This is a genomic window from Aquitalea magnusonii, from assembly GCF_003202035.1.
In the GTDB taxonomy this organism is placed as follows: Bacteria; Pseudomonadota; Gammaproteobacteria; order Burkholderiales; family Chromobacteriaceae; genus Aquitalea; species Aquitalea magnusonii.
Map to the genome: position 1 here is coordinate 179,050 of NZ_QJKC01000008.1, position 16,562 is coordinate 195,611.

Annotated in this window: 11 protein-coding genes; 6 read left to right on the top strand and 5 right to left on the bottom strand. The window is 63.5% G+C overall.

Annotated elements, in window-relative coordinates; genetic code table 11:
• Window positions 1-12: 12 nt before the first annotated feature.
• The 3 genes from DFR38_RS10580 to mltA are packed head-to-tail and all read right to left on the bottom strand — an operon-like array spanning window position 13 to window position 5,523.
• Window positions 13-3,129, bottom strand: coding sequence for an efflux RND transporter permease subunit (locus DFR38_RS10580; RefSeq protein WP_110313377.1), 3,117 nt, complete (start codon window positions 3,127-3,129; stop codon window positions 13-15).
• A 9-nt stretch (window positions 3,130-3,138) separates the two neighbouring features.
• On the bottom strand, window positions 3,139-4,221 hold the full coding sequence (locus tag DFR38_RS10585; protein ID WP_110313378.1) for an efflux RND transporter periplasmic adaptor subunit: 1,083 nt from the start codon (window positions 4,219-4,221) through the stop codon (window positions 3,139-3,141).
• Between the two features lie 51 nt (window positions 4,222-4,272).
• On the bottom strand, window positions 4,273-5,523 hold the full coding sequence (mltA, locus tag DFR38_RS10590; protein WP_059286816.1) for a murein transglycosylase A: 1,251 nt from the start codon (window positions 5,521-5,523) through the stop codon (window positions 4,273-4,275).
• A 265-nt stretch (window positions 5,524-5,788) separates the two neighbouring features.
• Between mltA and DFR38_RS10595 the strand changes: the two genes are divergently transcribed.
• Window positions 5,789-6,088, top strand: a complete 300-nt coding sequence (locus tag DFR38_RS10595) for a BON domain-containing protein (protein ID WP_233170483.1) — start codon at window positions 5,789-5,791, stop codon at window positions 6,086-6,088.
• A 416-nt stretch (window positions 6,089-6,504) separates the two neighbouring features.
• The gene (locus tag DFR38_RS10600; RefSeq protein ID WP_059286815.1) at window positions 6,505-7,620 is read left to right on the top strand and encodes a porin; all 1,116 of its coding nucleotides are present in this window, start codon (window positions 6,505-6,507) and stop codon (window positions 7,618-7,620) included.
• A gap of 66 nt (window positions 7,621-7,686) precedes the next feature.
• On the opposite strand, the gene lysA is transcribed toward DFR38_RS10600, so the two are convergent.
• Entirely contained in the window at window positions 7,687-8,922 is a 1,236-nt protein-coding gene (gene lysA, locus DFR38_RS10605; protein WP_059286818.1) for a diaminopimelate decarboxylase, read from the bottom strand.
• A 118-nt stretch (window positions 8,923-9,040) separates the two neighbouring features.
• Here lysA and DFR38_RS10610 point away from each other — a divergent pair, with 118 nt between their 5' ends.
• From DFR38_RS10610 to DFR38_RS10625, 4 genes are all read left to right on the top strand, one after another.
• Entirely contained in the window at window positions 9,041-9,946 is a 906-nt protein-coding gene (locus tag DFR38_RS10610) for a LysR family transcriptional regulator (protein WP_059286814.1), read from the top strand.
• A 204-nt stretch (window positions 9,947-10,150) separates the two neighbouring features.
• Complete coding sequence (locus tag DFR38_RS10615; protein ID WP_059286813.1) at window positions 10,151-11,740, top strand: methyl-accepting chemotaxis protein; 1,590 nt, start codon at window positions 10,151-10,153, stop codon at window positions 11,738-11,740.
• A 247-nt stretch (window positions 11,741-11,987) separates the two neighbouring features.
• The gene (locus DFR38_RS10620) at window positions 11,988-13,847 is read left to right on the top strand and encodes a sensor histidine kinase (protein WP_204377524.1); all 1,860 of its coding nucleotides are present in this window, start codon (window positions 11,988-11,990) and stop codon (window positions 13,845-13,847) included.
• On the top strand, window positions 13,840-15,171 hold the full coding sequence (locus DFR38_RS10625; RefSeq protein ID WP_110313379.1) for a sigma-54-dependent transcriptional regulator: 1,332 nt from the start codon (window positions 13,840-13,842) through the stop codon (window positions 15,169-15,171). The genes DFR38_RS10620 and DFR38_RS10625 overlap by 8 nt, the downstream gene beginning before the upstream one ends.
• A gap of 193 nt (window positions 15,172-15,364) precedes the next feature.
• Here DFR38_RS10625 and DFR38_RS10630 read toward each other — a convergent pair whose 3' ends face one another.
• A complete protein-coding gene (locus DFR38_RS10630) occupies window positions 15,365-16,441 on the bottom strand; it encodes a type II asparaginase (protein WP_110313380.1) in 1,077 nt (358 codons plus the stop codon).
• Between the last annotated feature and the right edge of the window lie 121 nt (window positions 16,442-16,562).

A 16,562-nucleotide genomic window follows, 5' to 3' on the forward strand; every position in this document is an offset into this window, starting at 1 on the left:
AATGACCAGTGGCTAAGCCACGTGCTTGCTGTTCCCGGTGGGCGCCAGCCGCCGCCGCAGCCACTGGCGCAAGCCATCCAGATAGCTGTAGACCACCGGCAGCACAATCAGCGTCAGCAGGGTGGAGGTGATCATGCCGCCGATGATGGCATGCGCCATCGGCGCGCGGGTTTCCGCCCCTTCGCCGCCACCCAGCGCCATCGGCAACATGCCGAAGATCATCGCCAGGCTGGTCATCATGATGGGGCGCAGCCGGACCCGGCCGGCTTCGATGATGGCCGCGCTGCGCTCCAGGCCCTCGCGCCGTGCCTGATTGATGAAATCCACCAGCAGAATGCCGTTCTTGGCCGACAAGCCCATCAGCATGATGATGCCGATGACCGAGAACATGTTGAGGGTGGAGCCGGTCAGCCACAAAGCGAGGAATACGCCGACAAAGGCCAGCGGCAGTGCCACCATGATGGCCAGCGGCTGGGTAAAGCTGCGGAACTGCGCCGCCAGGATCATGTAGATGAAGATCACCCCCATCGCCAGCGCCTGCAAGGCATAGCCCAGTGATTCCTCCATGTCGCGGCGCTCGCCCTCCTCGGCCAGCACCACGCCGGGCGGCAGCTTGAGGGCGGCGGTGATCTTGCTGATGTCGGCAAATACCGAACCCGGGTCGCGCCCGGCGATATTGCCGGTGACGGTCACCTGGCGCAGCAGGTCGACCCGGTCGATCTGGCGCGGGCTGAGGCCGGGGCTGAGCCGGGTCACGGTGGACAGCGGCACCATGCTGGCTGCGCCATTGGCATCCGGCCGTCCGGCCACGGTGATGATGTCCAGCAACTCATTGCGCCGCTCGCTGCGCGGCACTTGCAGCAATACATCGTAGTTCTCGCCATCCGGCGCTTCCCAGCTGCCCACCACGTCGCCCGCCAGCAACTGCGACAGGGTGCTGCCCACCCGGCTGAGATCCACCCCCAGGCTGGCGGCGGCATCGCGGCGGACTTCCAGCTTGAGCGCCGGGTCGGCGTCGGCCAGGCTGCTTTGCAGATCGCCCACGCCCTGCACGCTGCCCAGCTGCTTGATCAGGGCCGTGGCCGCGGCATCCAGCTCGCTCAGATTGCTGCCGCGCAAGCCGATATTGATGGGTTTGCCACCCGGGCCTTCCTTGCCCATTTCTTCCAGCGACAGGATTTCCACCCCGGCCACCCGGCTGACGGCAGTGCGCGCCTGCTGCATCACGCTGAACAGGCTGTGATGGCGCGTGCTTTTGCTGCCCAGATCCACCACCAGCTGGCCATCGCTCTTGCCCGCACCAAAGCTGCCGCTGCCGGCGGTCAGCTGGATGGACTGCACCGCCGGCAGACGGCGCAGCAAGGCTTCCAGTTCGCGTCCCTTGCTGGCGGTGTAATCCAGCGAAGAGCCGGGAGCCGTTTTGTACGATAGCGAAAACTTGCCCTTGTCAGCGCGTGGCATGAATTCGCCACCGATGAAGGGCAGCAGCAGGCAGCTGCCAAGGAGCAGCAGCAGCGCGCCGCTCAGCACCGTCTTGCGATGGCGCAGCGTCCAGCCGATGGCGGTCACATAGTGTGTGGCCAGCTGGTCCAGCGAGCGCTCACAGCCGTCCAGCAGCCGGCCCAGCGGCCCGCGATGGCGGTCGCCATGCTGGTGCGGATCGGGCCAGACCGAGGACAACATGGGGTCGAGGGTAAAGCTGACCAGCATGGAAATCAGCACGGCCACGGTGACGGTAAGTCCGAACTGGTGGAAAAACTTGCCGATGATGCCGCTCATGAAACCGACCGGCAAAAACACCGCCACCACCGTCAGTGTGGTGGCCAGTACGGCCAGGCCGATTTCATTGGTGCCATCCAGCGCCGCCTGATAATGGCTCTTGCCCAGATGGCGGTGACGCACGATGTTTTCGCGCACCACGATGGCGTCATCGATCAGCAGGCCGATGGACAAGGACAGCGCCATCAGCGTCATCAGGTTAAGCGTGAAGCCGAGCGCTTGCAGCGCAAACAGGGTGCCGATCAGCGCCACCGGCAAGGTAAGGCCGGTAATCACCGTGCTGCGCCAGCTGCCCAGAAACAGGAAGACGATCAGCACGGTCAGCGCCGCGCCCTCCAGCAAGCTGGCTTCGACATTGGCCAGCGATTTCCTGACGTCCTCCGACTTGTCATAGGTAAAGCGCACCTGGGTGCCGGGCGGCAGCTGGGCTTGCAAGTGATGAATCACCTGCTTGACGCCATCGGCCACCTCCACCACGTTGGCGCCGCGTGCCGCACGGATGTCCATGCCCACGCCGGGCTTGCCGTCGATCAGCGCCAGGCTGTCCGCTTCGGCCTCGGCATCGCTGACACTGGCGATGTCGGACAGGCGAATGGGGCTGCCATTGCGATAGCCGGTGACCAAACTGGCAAAGTCGTCCGGCGACTTGAGCTTGCCGCTGACGCGCACGCTCAGCTCATTGCTGGCGGTGCTGACGGCGCCGGCCGGGTAGTCGCGGTTACCGGCGCGGATGGCATCGGCCACTTCCTGCAGCGACAGCCCGCTGGCTTCCAGCCGGTAGGGGTCGACATCGATGCGGATCTGCCGCTTCACCCCGCCCACCACCTTGGCCTCGCCCACACCGGATACCGTCTGCAGCCGTTTTTTCAGCGTATTTTCCAGCCAGGTGGTCAGGGTGCGTTGCGACACCTGGCTGGAGCTGAAGCTGAGCGACAGCAGCGGCTGATCATTGGGATTGAATTGTGATACCGATGGCGTGCTGATTTCACGGCGGAAGCGGCCCTGCACCCCGCCCACCCGGTCGCGCACATCCTGCACGCCAACATTGGGGTCTACCGTCAGGGCGAACTCCACCACGATGGTGGAGCTGCCCTCGAAGGAGTAGGAGCGGATGTGCTTGACGCCATTGATGGTATTGATGGCCTCTTCCAGCGGGCGGGTGACCTCGCTTTCCACCACTTCGGGCGAGGCGCCGCTGTACTGGGTGGTGATGACGGCGACCGGGAAGCGGATGTCCGGCAATTCCTCCACCGGCAGCCGCGACCAGGCAAACAGGCCGAGCACCAGCAAGGCCAGCATCAACACGGTGGCAAAGTAGGGATTGCGCACGCTGACACGGGTCAACCACATGGCAGCTCCTTACTTGAGGCCGGCCGGCAGGCTGACGGCATCACCGGCCGCCACCCCCAGCAGCGCAGCGGACAGGACCAGCTGGCCCGGCTTCACCCCCAGCAGCGCCACCTTGCGCTCGGTCTGCGACCATAGCAGCACCTGCACCGGCCGCCGCTGCAGCCGGCCCTGCTCCACCAGCATCACCCAGGGCTTGCCCTGCAAGTCCTGCACCGCGGTCTGCGGCAACACCACCTGCCCTTCCAGCTGGCGCAATACCACACCGCCCTTGGCAAACTGGCCGGCCTTGAGCCGGCCGTCATGATTGTCGACACGGATGTAAATCAGAAAGCTGCGGGTGCCGCTTTGCGCCACCGGATTGACGCGCACCACGGCACCGCTCAGCTCATCCGGCAGGCCCTCCACGCTGAAGCGCGCCTGCTGGCCGGGCTGGATGCGGCCTATCCATTGTGCCGGCACTGTCGCGCTCAACTCCAGCACCCCCAGATCGGCAATGGAAAACAGCCGCGCATTCTTGGCGGCGATTTCACCGGGGTTGATCTTGCGCTCGTAGACCACGCCGGCAATCGGCGCGCGCACCACGCTGTCTGCCTGCAGCCGCCGCGCCCGGGCCAGCTGGCTGCTCTGCGCCTGCAACTCGCCCTGGCGCACGGTGAATTCGCTCTCGGCCTCGTCGTAGGCCAGCTGGGAAATGAAACCTTTCTGCAGCAGCTCGTGCTGCTTGTCCAGCTTGATGCGCGCCAGCTTCAGCCGCGACTGGTTGCCGGCCAGCTGGGCCTGCTGCTCGCTCACCGACTGGTCCAGCGATTCCGAGTCCAGCCGCGCCAGTTCCTGTCCCTGCCGCACCGTCTCGCCTTCGCGCACCAGCACATCCTTGACCCTGGCCTCCACCTCGGCGGCGATGCTGCTGCTTTTCAGTGCGGCCAGCGTGCCGGTAAACGGCAACGCATCCCGCAAGCTCGACAGCTGCGCCACTTCGACATCGGCACGCGCCAGTTCGCGTGCGCCGGCCACGGCAGCGGAGGCAACCGTCTTGCCGCTGGCCGCCTCCTCCGCGTGCTTGCCACACCCGGCCAGCAGCGCCAACAGCATCCCCCATCCCAGCCAGCTTGCTTTCATCCGTTCTTGTCGTCCGTGTTCATGTCAAGGCGCAGCCGCCATCGACGGCGTCATGCCCTTGGGCAGCAGCATCCACATGCTGCCGCTCTGCTTCATGCGGCCCGCATACATGCCGGCCTCGCTGCCATACCCCCAGAACAGGTCGGCACGCACCGCTCCGCGGATGGCGCTGCCAGTATCCTGCGCATGCACCAGCCGCGTCAGTGGTTGCTGACTGAGCGGCCAGGTGGTGGCCAGATAGACCGGCGTGCCCAGAGGAATGTAATGCGGATCCACCGCAATGCTGTAACCACCAGTCAGCGGCACCCCCAGCGCACCGGCCGGGCCACTGTCACCACCGGGCAGCGTCTTGAAGAAGACATAGCTGGGGTTGACCGCAAACAGCTCCTGCTGCCGGCCAGGGTGGGCCTTGATCCAGCCCTGTATGCCCTGCATCGAGGCGGCAGACAAGGTCAGCTCCCCTTTTTCCACCAGCCATTTGCCAATCGACTGATAGGCATAGCCATTCTGCTCGGCATAGCCGACATGCAGGAAACTGCCGTCCTCCAGCTGGATGCGGCCGGAGCCTTGCACCTGCAGGAAGAACAGCTCCACCGGGTCTTCCACCCAGGCCAGCACCGGCGCGCTGGCCACGCCCTTGCCCTGGGCGATCTCGGCCCGGGTGTAATACGGCAGCAGACGATTGCCTGCCAGCCGGCCCTTGAGCTTGTTGCTGCGCGGGTCGACGGGGAAATCCGCCGGATGGATTTCAATCTCGCCCGGCGCGGCTTCATTCTTGCCCGGCAGTAACTGCAAGCGATTGCCAGCCGCCTTGCGAGCCACCAGCACGCTGCGGCCATGCAGGGCGGGCGGGTAATCCAGCACCAGCAGGTCGGCCGGCACGCCATAGACCGGATACGGCGTGCGCTCGCTGCGGCTGCGGCTGCCATTGAGCAGGGGTTCGTAATAACCGGTAATCAAGCCGCCGCTGCCGGCGCTATCGCGTACCGCCCAGGCATTGAAGTGGCTTTCAAAGAACAGCCGCGTCCGGGTGTCATCGCCAGATGGAATGCGTGCGGCATCGGCACAGACCGCCTGCCAGCCCGGCTTGCGTGCCGTCACCTTGCAGCTTTGCTGCAGGGCCGACAGGGTGTCACCCATATTCTGCTGCTGCCAGGCCGGCAAGGCTGCCGGACTCAGCACACCGCCATCGCCCGGACGCGGCATGGGAGGGGAAGTAGTGGAACAGGCGGCCAGCCACAACAGTGGCAGCAGCAATAACAATCGTTTCAGCATGGACGGGAACTTGCGTAATTGAGAATCAGGGTGGTGCGGACTGCTGGCAGCCAGCTGCCATGTTACCGTGCGCCGCGCAGCGCTGCACGGTGAGGACTGGCGTCTGACCCGGAGCTGGCCGGCGAGTTCGCCAGATGCATCATTTCATCGAGCCGCAACAAAACTGCAAACAAAGCTGGATAACATGTCGCCACAACACAGTCCACTGGCGATCCATCGCAATGGTCGGCCAGGCCATCACGCTGCTTGAAGCAAGGAGATAACCATGAAGCACCTTTTCGCTCGTTCCGCCCTGTTGGCAACCCTGGCCCTGAACATTGGCTTCGCCCCGCTCATGGCACATGCCGAAGATGCGGTTCCCAGCGACGAACAGCTGGCCACCAATGTCAAGAACGCTCTGGATGCTGATCCGGAACTGAAAGCGCTGAACCTGCACGTTGTCAGCAAAAAGCAGGAAGTGACCATCGACGGCAAGATGACCGATGACCAGCAGATGTTCAAGGCCGGCGTCATCGCCGAAAAGGTGCCGGGCGTCAAGTTCGTCATCAACAATATGAATATGTAAGTGCCTGGCCCGGCAACGGGCCGGTCGCGCTCCACGCCTCCGCCAGCCGGAGGCGTTTTCCTTTGTGGCCCCACCCAGACGCCTCCCAAACAGGGCCGGAATCACCCTGGCAAACGGCTGAATCAGCCTAAACCCTCCCAATCCTGCTCCTGGTCAACTGTCGGACAAGTATGACCATCCCGACATTCAGTACAGCCACACCCCAACCCTACGTAGCAGTCAGCCCGCCCAGTACGCGCATCTTGCCTGCAATTAAAAGAAAATACGCAAAAATAAACGCAAATTTACGTAAATAACTGCCAATTTCCCGCTACACACTGATGCATTGACGCTGCCGCGCCCGCCTTAGCACACTCTGCCCGCCCAAGCCCTCCGCCACGGCGCAAGGGCTATCCCGTCAATGATCAGGAAAACTCATGAACCCACGCATTCTGGCCACCGTCCTGGCCTGCACCCTGCCCGCACTGGCCCAGGCCGATGTCACCGTCTACGGCTCGCTGCGCGTTGGCATCAACAGCATGAAAAGTGCCGATACCAATTACCGTCACAGCAGCGGCATCGATGACTATGGCAGCCGGATTGGTTTCAAGGGCCGCGAAGACCTGGGCAGCGGGCTGCAGGCGATCTGGCAGGTGGAGACCGGCATGGCGCTGGATGGCGTGCCCAACAATGGCACCGGCAGCGGCCGGCTGGCCAACCGCATGAGCTTTGTCGGGCTGGAAGGCGGCTGGGGCACAGTACGTGCCGGGTATCTCGATGATGTCCTCACCAATACCCAGGCCACCGACATCATGGCCAGCCCGCGCCGCGACGTGAAAGGCGGCATCGCCTACCCGCTGTATGAAGCACGCGACATCTTCGGCAGCAACAACTATGGCGACAGCCGCGCCAAGAACAGCCTGCGCTACGACAGCCCGCGCCTGTCCGGCGTACAGGGCAGCCTGCAATACGGTGCTGGCGAAAAGCAGGAGGATGGCAAGAGCAGCGGCGATACCTGGGGCCTGCGCCTGTCTTACGCCGATGCCGCCTACTTCGCCACCTACGCCTACATGACCAAGCTGAACAGCATTGCCAGCAACAACAGCGGCATACACCGGCTGGAATTCGGCTACAACGCCAATAATCTGTCGCTGGCCGCCACCCTGCAAAAAATCACGCTGTACGGCAATGCCCACAAGAATCTGGACAATAGCAACGACTTCGAGATACCGGGCATCCTGGAAACCAGCATCGCGCCGACCGGCAACAACAAGCTCACCAGTCAGGTGTATGCGCTGAGCGCCGCTTACCGCATGGGCAACTTCAAGCCGATGGCGCTGTACTCGCACCGCCGCCAGGTGAAGGTCGATGGCCAGAGCCTGAACTGGGGCGCCAACCAGTGGGCCATCGGCGCCGAGTACTACCTGAGCAAAACCAGCTGGCTGCAAGCCGGCTATGGCCAGGTCAGACAAAACGCTGGCGGCCAGCGCGCGCTGAAACTGCAGCAGCCCGATGCCAACGCCACCTGGCTGATGATGCGCAAGGACTTCTGAGCATTCCACTGCTGCGCAGCAAAAAGCCCGCCGTGACGGCGGGCTGTGCTGGCCGGATATCGCGGCTTACACCGCTTCCAGCGCCAGCAATTCCGCCATGGTCTGCCGGCGACGGATCAGCCGCGGGCCAGCCTCATCCAGCAATACCTCGGCCAGCAGCGGACGGCTATTGTAGTTGGACGACATGGTGGCACCATAAGCACCAGCATCGTGGAACACCAGCCAGTCACCCACTGCCGCCGGCGGCAGGTCGCGGCTTTCCACCACGCCGCCTTCCTGCTGGGTGAACACATCACCCGACTCGCACAGGGGGCCGGCCACCACCGTGGCCACCTGGCCGGTTTTCTCCTGACCACTGCGCTCCAGCACGGAAATTTCGTGGTAGCTGCCATACAGCGAAGGACGCATCAGGTCATTGAACCCGGCATCCACCAGCACGAAATGACGGCTGCCCATGTCCTTGACCGCACGCACCTCGGCCACCAGCGCACCGGCTTCGGCCACCAGGAAGCGGCCCGGTTCGATCTCCAGCCGCACCGCGTGGCCCAGCAGTTGTTCCACTTGCTTGCGCGCGCTATCCCACAGCTGGAAATAATGTTCGGTATCGATGCGGCCATCACCGTCGCGATAGGGAATGGACAGGCCACCGCCGGCCGAAATGGCCTCGATATCCTGCCCCAGGCTGCGCACCAGCTCCACCATGGCACCGCATACCTGCTGCAGATGGCCATAATCGACACCCGAACCGATATGCATGTGGATGCCCACCAGCTTGAGGCCGCACTCGGCGATCACCGCCAGCGCCTGTGGCAGATCGGCATGCCAGATGCCGTGCTTGCTGTTTTCACCACCGGTATTGGTCTTGTGGCTGTGACCATGGCCAAAACCGGGATTGATGCGCAGCCATACCCGATGACCCGGCGAGCGTTCGCCCAGCTGGCGCAGCATGTCGATGCTGCCGGCGTTGACCACGATGCGCTCGGCCACCACCTGCTCCAGCGTGGCGCGGTCCAGCACATCGGCGGTAAATACCACCTCGGACGGCTCGGCCGACGACAAGTCGTAACCGGCCTGGCGCGCACGTTCGATCTCGCCCAGCGACACCGCATCCACCATCACGCCCTGCGCACGCATCAGGCGCAGGATATGGGTATTGGAATTGGCCTTCTGCGCATAGCGGATGACATCGAACTGCTTGAGCTGGGCGATGCGGGCGCGAATCACCGCGGCATCGTATACCCACAGCGGGGCGCCGAATTGTTGGGCCAGGGAGGCAAGTTGGGAGGCAGCGAAAGTTTTCATGGCATTCCATTCAATGATTGCCATGATACTGCCGCAGCCTGCGACTAAAATAAAATATCAATTTATCGCCATGTCTTTCATTTATGATATGGCCTGCCCGAGCCAAGCGAGTCCTGCCATGTCCTTCAACCTGCGCCATGTGGAAATCTTCCACGCCATCATGACCACCGGCAGCGTCACCGAGGCGGCGACCCTGCTCAACAGCTCGCAGCCCACGGTCAGCCGCGAACTGGCCAGGCTGGAACAACTGAGCGGACTCACCCTGTTTGAACGGGTAAGGGGGCGGCTGCGTCCCACCCTGCAGGCCTTGCAGCTGTTCGAAGAAGTCGAGCGCTCCTATCTGGGACTGGAACGCATCGTCAGTACCGCCCAGGCCCTGCGCCAGTTCGACCATGGCCAGCTGTCGATTGCCTGTCTGCCGATGTTCTCGCAGGCGGTGCTGCCCACCGTCTGCCAGCGCTTTCTGGCCCGTTATCCCAAGGTCAGGCTGAATATCACGCCGCAGGAGTCGCCGCTGCTGGAAGAGTGGCTGGCCGCGCAGCGCCATGATCTGGGCTTGACCGAAAGCCAGCGCCAGCCTGCCGGCACCAGTCAGCAACAGGTGTTCTGCGCCGATGAAGTGGCAGTACTGCCCAGCGGCCACGCCCTGTGCAACAAGCCGGTACTGGAATTGGCCGACTTCGCCGGCCAGCCCTTTATCAGCCTGTCGGTCAGCGACATCTATCGCCAGCAGCTGGACAGCCTGTTTGCCGAACAGCAAGTGCAGCGGCAACTGGTGCTGGAAACCCACAGCGCCGCCTCGGTGTGCAGCATGGTGCGCCAGGGCATCGGCATCGCCGTGGTCAATCCGCTCACCGCGCTGGAGTTTGCCTCCCAAGGCGTGGTGGTCAGAAAGCTGGCGGTTTCCCTGCCTTTTCGCGTGCATCTGGTGCGACCCTTGCACCGGCCGGCCTCCGCCCTGGTCGACAGCTTTGCGCTATTGCTGCAGCAGGTACTGCAAGAGGCCAGTCAGCAGAGCGGCTGACAACAGGCCGCTGCGGCGTGGCAGCGCCCATGCGCCACAGCGCTTTGTCAGAGATCAAACCGCGACAAAAGAAAAATATGGCATGCGGATTTTTCGCCTATACCGCTAGAGCAACAATACCGTACGGTATCGGTTTGCGGCCCTGCCCTTGCCCATCGTCGCCGCACGACACGCCGGACGGAAACCTTGCTCAGGGAGCCCGTCATGCGCAACAACCAGCCAGTCACCCACCACGAGTTATTCCTGCATCCGCAGCGCCCCATCGTCACCAAGACCGACCTCAAGGGGGTGATCACCTATGCCAACCGTGCCTTTATCGAGATCAGCGGTTTTACCGAAGCAGAGCTGATCGGCCAGCCACACAGCGTGGTACGCCACCCGGACATGCCCGCCGAAGCCTTTGCCGATCTGTGGCATACCGTGGAAGCCGGCCATCCCTGGCGCGGACTGGTCAAGAACCGCAGCAAGCAGGGCGACTTTTACTGGGTGGATGCTTATGTCACCCCCTTGCGCGAAAACGGGCAGGTGATCGGCTATATGTCGGTACGCAGCGCCCCGGACAAACAGCAATGCCAGCAGGCCGAACAGCTTTATGCCGAGGTGCGTGCCCGGCGCGCCAGCTTTCCGACCACACGCCAGCAGCAGGCACTCAGCATGCAGGCCCTGTTGTGGCTGGCCATGCTGCCACCCGTCCTCGCCTTGCTGCTGGAATACATCCTGCCGCAAAGCATGCTGCACCACATCCTGAACAGCGCCAGCATCATCTGGCTGCTTGGCGCAGCGCTGCTGATTCACCAGCGCCTGGCCACGCCACTGCAACAGGCCAGGCAGGGGCTGACCAGATTGGCCGAGGGCAATTTCAAGCAAGCCATTCCCCAATCCGGTTGCCAGGACATGCGCCAGATGCTGGAAATGCTGGAAACCATGCGCATCAATACCCGTGCCGTACTGGCCGACGTGGTGGCCGGTGCGCACGACATCAGCCAGGCCGCCACCGCCACCCATGCCGAGGCCAGTCAACTGCAGCAGCGCGGCGAGCATACTCTGGCCGGCATCACCCGGGTGGCGGCGGCGCTGGAGCAGCTATCGGTATCGGTCAATGAAATCTCCATCACCACCCGCAGCGGTGCCGAGCATGCCGGCACCGCCAACCAGCTGGCCGATCAGGGCGAGGACAGGATGCAGCAGACCCGCGCAGTGACCCGTCAGGTGATGGGAGAATTCCAGAGTACGCGCGATGCCATTCTGGTGCTGGAAAAATCAGCCGAGGAAATCGGCTCGGTCACCTCGGTCATCAAGGAAATCGCCAACCAGACCAATCTCTTGGCGCTGAATGCCGCCATCGAAGCCGCCCGCGCCGGCGAGCAGGGACGTGGCTTCGCCGTGGTGGCCGACGAAGTGCGCAAACTGGCCGAGCGCACCGCCGGCAATACCCTGGAAATCGAACAATCCATCAATGTGCTGCACCAGCGCACGCACCAGGTATTGCAGAATGTGCATGGCGCACTGGAGCGGGTGCAGGGCGTGGAAAACGCCATCGGCACCGCCAGTACCAGCCTGGCGGCCATCCGCGAGGCCAACCAGGGCGTGGCGCAATCGGCGGCCAACGTAGCGGAAATGCTGCAGCAGCAGTCCTCTGCCTCCACCGAAGTGGCACAGAACATGGAAACCATGAGTGCGCTCACCGAGCAGAACAGCCACAGCATCGCCACCACCCGCGAGGTCGCCCAGCAACTGCACACCACGGCCCACGACCTGAAGCGGCTGGTCAGCCACTTCGAACGCTATCTGTAAGCGCCGCTTACCCGGCGCAAGCGGGCCTGCCGCAGCTCTTGCCGATGCCGTCCCGGTGCCGCGCCGCACCGGATGTCGCGCGTCCCAGGCAGGGAAGCATCACCGCGAAGGCAAAGGCATTTGCTACAATAGCCGGCTGCCGCCATGCGCTGCGGCCAGACCCTGATCACCGCAGGCGGCCAACGGCCGCCTTTCTGCTGGCCGCCGGCACCGTCCGGCACAGCCCACTCCGAGGATTGGATTTCGCTTGAAACTGCGTACCGTACTCCGCATAGCGCTATTGCTGGTGCTGATGGACATTGCCGCCGTCGCCGCCTTTCGCGCCAGCGTGGACGGTTCGCTGGACGAGCTGCGGGCCGCCAACACCCAGCGGCTGGAGCTGTACGCCAACAGCCTCAACAGCGAGATCGGCCACTACGCCCGCCTGCCCAGCCTGCTCGGCCTGTCGCCCTATGTGGAGCGGCTGCTGCACGCTCCGCAAGACCGCCAGCGCCAGCAAGCGGCCAATGACTACCTGGAACGGCTGAGCCAGCGCACCGGTGCCAGCGCCATCTACATCATGGACAGCAGCGGCATCGTGCGCGCCACCAGCAACTGGCGGCAGCCGGACAGCTACCTGGGCGAAAACGATGCCTTCCGTGCCTATTTCACCGATGCCATCAACGGCCAGCCCGGCCGCTTTTTCGGCGTAGGCACCACCCGCAGCGAAGCCGGCTACTATCTGTCCGAGCCACTGACCAGCCACGGCCGCATCATCGGCGTGGCCGTGGTCAAGATCAACATGGAATACCTGGAAAAGCTGTGGCGCGAAAACAAGACCATGGTGATGGTGTCCGACCAGAATGAAGTGATCATCCTGGCCACCGAACCGGGCTGGAAATTCAGCACCCTCAAGCCCTTCAGCAAAGCCCTGCAGGATGCCTTCGACCGCAACCGCCAATACAACCGCAAACCGCTGCCGCCACTGGGGCTGGAAGAACGGCGCAGCCTGGGCAACGGCAGCCACATCTACCGGCTGGACCAGAGCGGCCGGCGCACGCTGAGCCGGCTGGCCTACCCGCGCGACATGCTGGGGCAGTCGCTGCAACTGCCGCTGTCCAACTGGCGGCTTACCGTGCTGTCCAGCCTGGAGCCGGTGTACCAGCTGGCCTATAACCGTGCGGCGCTGGCCGCCCTGCTCACCCTGCTCAGCCTCACCGGCATTCTGTGGCTGAACGAACGGCGCCGCCGCCTGCGTGACAAGCTGGCCGCCCGTGAAGCCCTGCAGCAGGCTTATCGCGAGCTGGAACGCAAGGTCGAAGAGCGCACCGCCGACCTGTCGCGTGCCAACCAGCAATTGCAGGAAGAAGTCAGCGAACGCATCCGCGCCGAACAGCATCTGCGCCAGACCCAGGACAACCTGGTGCAGGCCGGCAAACTGGCGGTGCTGGGCCAGCTGGCCACCGGCATCGCGCACGAACTGAACCAGCCGCTGGCCGCCCTGCGCACCCTGTCCGGCAATGCCATCAAGTTTATCGAACGCCAGCAAACCGACACCGCCCGCACCAATCTGCAAACCATCTGCCAGCTGGTGGATAAAATGGGCGAAATCACCAGCGCGCTCAAAGGCTATGCGCGCAAGTCCACCAGCAGCCTGGGCACGGTGGACATCAGCCTGGCCATCGACAGCGCGGTGCTGCTGCTGCGCAACCGGCTGGAGGGCAGCCAGGTACGCATTCTCCGCCCCAATGCGCCGGAGCCGTGGCAGGCACGCTGCGACCCCAACCGCTTCGAACAGGTGCTGGTCAACCTGCTGGCCAATGCCCTGGACGAGCTGCAAGGCCAGCCCCAGCCCATCATCGAAATCAGCGGCCATCGCACCACAGAACACCTACAATTGCAGATTCGCGATAACGGCCCCGGTTTGCAGGAATCCGTACGCGCCCAGCTGTTCGAGCCCTTTGTCACCACCAAGCCCGCCGGCATCGGCCTGGGGCTGGGGCTGACACTCAGCGCCGGCATCATTGCCGAAGCCGGCGGCAGCCTGAGCGCCGACAACCACCCGCAGGGTGGTGCGGTATTCACCATCACCCTGCCGCTTGCCACAAAGGAAAACCGCCATGTTTGATGGCATGAAAGTGTTGATTGTCGAAGATGATCCGGATGTCCGGCTGGGCTGCGAACAGGCACTGGCGCTGGAAGGGCTGGAAGCGCGCGGCGTGGCCAGCGCCGAGCAGGCACTGGCGCTGCTGCTGCCCGGCTTCCCCGGCGTGGTGGTGAGCGACATCCATCTGCAAGGCCAGGACGGCATGGCGCTGCTGCGCCAGCTCAAGGCCCGCGACAGCGGCCTGCCGGTCATCCTGATCACCGGCCATGGCGATGTCAGCCTGGCAGTCCAGGCGATGAAGGACGGGGCCTACGACTTTATCGAAAAACCGTTTTCCTCGGAGCGGCTGCATGAAGTGGTATGCCGCGCCATGGAACAGCGCCGCCTCAGCCTGGAGGTGGAAAGCCTGCGCCGGCAATTGCATGACAAGCAAAGCCTGGAGGCACGGCTGATCGGCCGTTCGCCAGCCATGGAAAAAGTGCGGCGCATGATCGCCGATCTGGCCGATACCTCGGCCAATGTGCTGATCCTGGGCGAAACCGGCACCGGCAAGGAGCTGGTGGCACGCTGCCTGCATGAAATCAGCCGCCGCCAGAAAAACAATTTCGTCGCGGTCAACTGCGGCGGGCTGGCGGAAAACCTGTTCGAGAGCGAGATCTTCGGCCACGAAGCCCATGCTTTCACCGGCGCGGCCAAGCGCCGCATCGGCCGCATCGAATACGCCAATGGCGGCACCCTGTTTCTCGATGAAATCGAAAGCATGCCGCTACCGCTGCAGATCAAGATGCTGCGCGTGCTGCAGGAACGCACGCTGGAGCGGCTGGGTTCCAATACCCCCATTCCGGTGGACTGCCGCGTGGTATCAGCCACCAAGGCCGACCTGAAAGCCATGGGCAATAGCGGCAGCTTCCGCAGCGACCTCTACTACCGCCTGAACGTGGTCACCCTGCAATTGCCACCGCTGCGCGAGCGGCGCGAGGACATTCCGCTGCTGTTCGAATACTTTCTGCTGCAGGCTGCCAGCCGCTTCGACCGCCCCACCCCGCAACTGGAAGCGCACGAACAAGCCGAGCTGCTGGCCTACGACTGGCCGGGCAATGTGCGTGAGCTGCGCAATGTAGCCGAGCGCTATGTACTGGGCATCCGCAGCCCGCTGTCCGAATCCGGTGAGCTGAGCCAGAGCCTGCCGCTGGCGGAAACCGTGGAAGCCTTCGAGCGCGCACTGATTGCCGAAGAGTTCCGCCGCCACGGCTACAGCCTGAGCCGCACCAGCGAAGCCCTGAAAGTGGCCAAGACCACCTTGTTCGACAAGCTGAAAAAGTACGGCCTGAATCAATCGGGCTGATGGCCGGGCTGATGAGCAGCCTGCCGTCCCGGTCGGCAGCAGGCTGCGGGCATGAAAAAAGCGGCCACCGGGGCCGCTTGCCAAAGGCTGCATGAGCAGACACTGCGCCATGCTGCCGTTGCGGGGGATCACGCCGGCTCGACACCGGCATCACAACAGGCAGACAGGCCGGCACAGTGCCCGGCCCTGCGGCTCAATAGGTGTAGAACATGCGTTGCAGTTCTTTGGTGTCGTGGGTCTTGGTCAGACCCAGCATCAGCAGGATGCGGGCTTTTTGCGCATTCAGCGTGTCGCTGACCACCAGATCTTCCTGATCGTCATTGGCCTCACCGTTACGGGCCACGATGCCGTTACCCACGCGCGAGCTGCGTACCACGATCACACCCTTTTTACGGGCGTCGCGGAAGGCCGGCATCATCTGCGCGGCAATGCTGCCATCACCCACACCAGCCTGCACGATACCCTGGGCACCGGCAGCGATGTCGGCATCCATGGCCACACGGTCCATATTGGCGTAGCCGTACACGATGTCGACGCGCGGCAGGCTGTTCAGCTTGCTCACGTCAAACTCGGTATCCGCAGTGTTCTTGCGGGTGGACATGCGGTAGAAGTGCGGCTTGTTGTCCTGCATGTAACCCAGGTAACCCAGTTCCGGCGTCTTGAAGGTGTCGGTGGTGGAGGTATTGGTCTTGGTCACTTCGCGGGCAGCGTTGATCTGATCGTTCAGCGATACCAGCACACCCTTGCCAACGGCTTCCTTGCTACCGGCCAGGATCACGGCGTTGTACAGGTTGATCGGGCCGTCAGCACTGATGGCGGTAGACGGGCGCATGGAGCCCACCACCACCACCGGCTTCTTGCTCTTGACCACCAGGTCCAGGAAGTAAGCGGTTTCTTCGATGGTATCGGTACCGTGGGTAATCACCACGCCGTCGACATCCTTCTGCGCCAGCAGCTCGTTCACGCGCTTGGCCAGCTTCAGCCACACTTCGTTGGTCATGCTTTCGCTGGCGATCTGGGCCACCTGCTCGCCACGTACCTCGGCCACCTTGGACAGCTCGGGCACGGCGGCAATCATCTTGTCCACGCCCAGCTTGGCTGCGGTGTAACCGATGGTGGTGGTGCTGGTGGCGCCAGTACCGGCAATGGTGCCACCGGTCGCCAGAATCACCACATGCGGCTTGGCTGCGTCGGCAGCTTGGGCGGATTGACCACACAGGGCAGCCATCACGGCCGCGCTGGACAACAACAGTTTGAAGGTTTTTTTCATGTCTCTTCTCTTTGTAGAAAGACTAGTGGGGATGTCGTTGCCGGGGAGCAACTCACTGCAGCGATCAGCCCCGCGTCCTGCCTGTCCGCCTGTAATCGGCGGCTTGGGCAGGCCGGGTCTG

Coding starts and splice junctions, on each gene's coding strand:
- DFR38_RS10580 (WP_110313377.1), bottom strand. CDS start 3,129: ATGTGGTTGACCCGTGTCAGCGTGCGCAATCCCTACTTTGCCACCGTG.
- DFR38_RS10585 (WP_110313378.1), bottom strand. CDS start 4,221: ATGCTGTTGGCGCTGCTGGCCGGGTGTGGCAAGCACGCGGAGGAGGCG.
- mltA (WP_059286816.1), bottom strand. CDS start 5,523: ATGCTGAAACGATTGTTATTGCTGCTGCCACTGTTGTGGCTGGCCGCC.
- DFR38_RS10595 (WP_233170483.1), top strand. CDS start 5,789: ATGAAGCACCTTTTCGCTCGTTCCGCCCTGTTGGCAACCCTGGCCCTG.
- DFR38_RS10600 (WP_059286815.1), top strand. CDS start 6,505: ATGAACCCACGCATTCTGGCCACCGTCCTGGCCTGCACCCTGCCCGCA.
- lysA (WP_059286818.1), bottom strand. CDS start 8,922: ATGAAAACTTTCGCTGCCTCCCAACTTGCCTCCCTGGCCCAACAATTC.
- DFR38_RS10610 (WP_059286814.1), top strand. CDS start 9,041: ATGTCCTTCAACCTGCGCCATGTGGAAATCTTCCACGCCATCATGACC.
- DFR38_RS10615 (WP_059286813.1), top strand. CDS start 10,151: ATGCGCAACAACCAGCCAGTCACCCACCACGAGTTATTCCTGCATCCG.
- DFR38_RS10625 (WP_110313379.1), top strand. CDS start 13,840: ATGTTTGATGGCATGAAAGTGTTGATTGTCGAAGATGATCCGGATGTC.
- DFR38_RS10630 (WP_110313380.1), bottom strand. CDS start 16,441: ATGAAAAAAACCTTCAAACTGTTGTTGTCCAGCGCGGCCGTGATGGCT.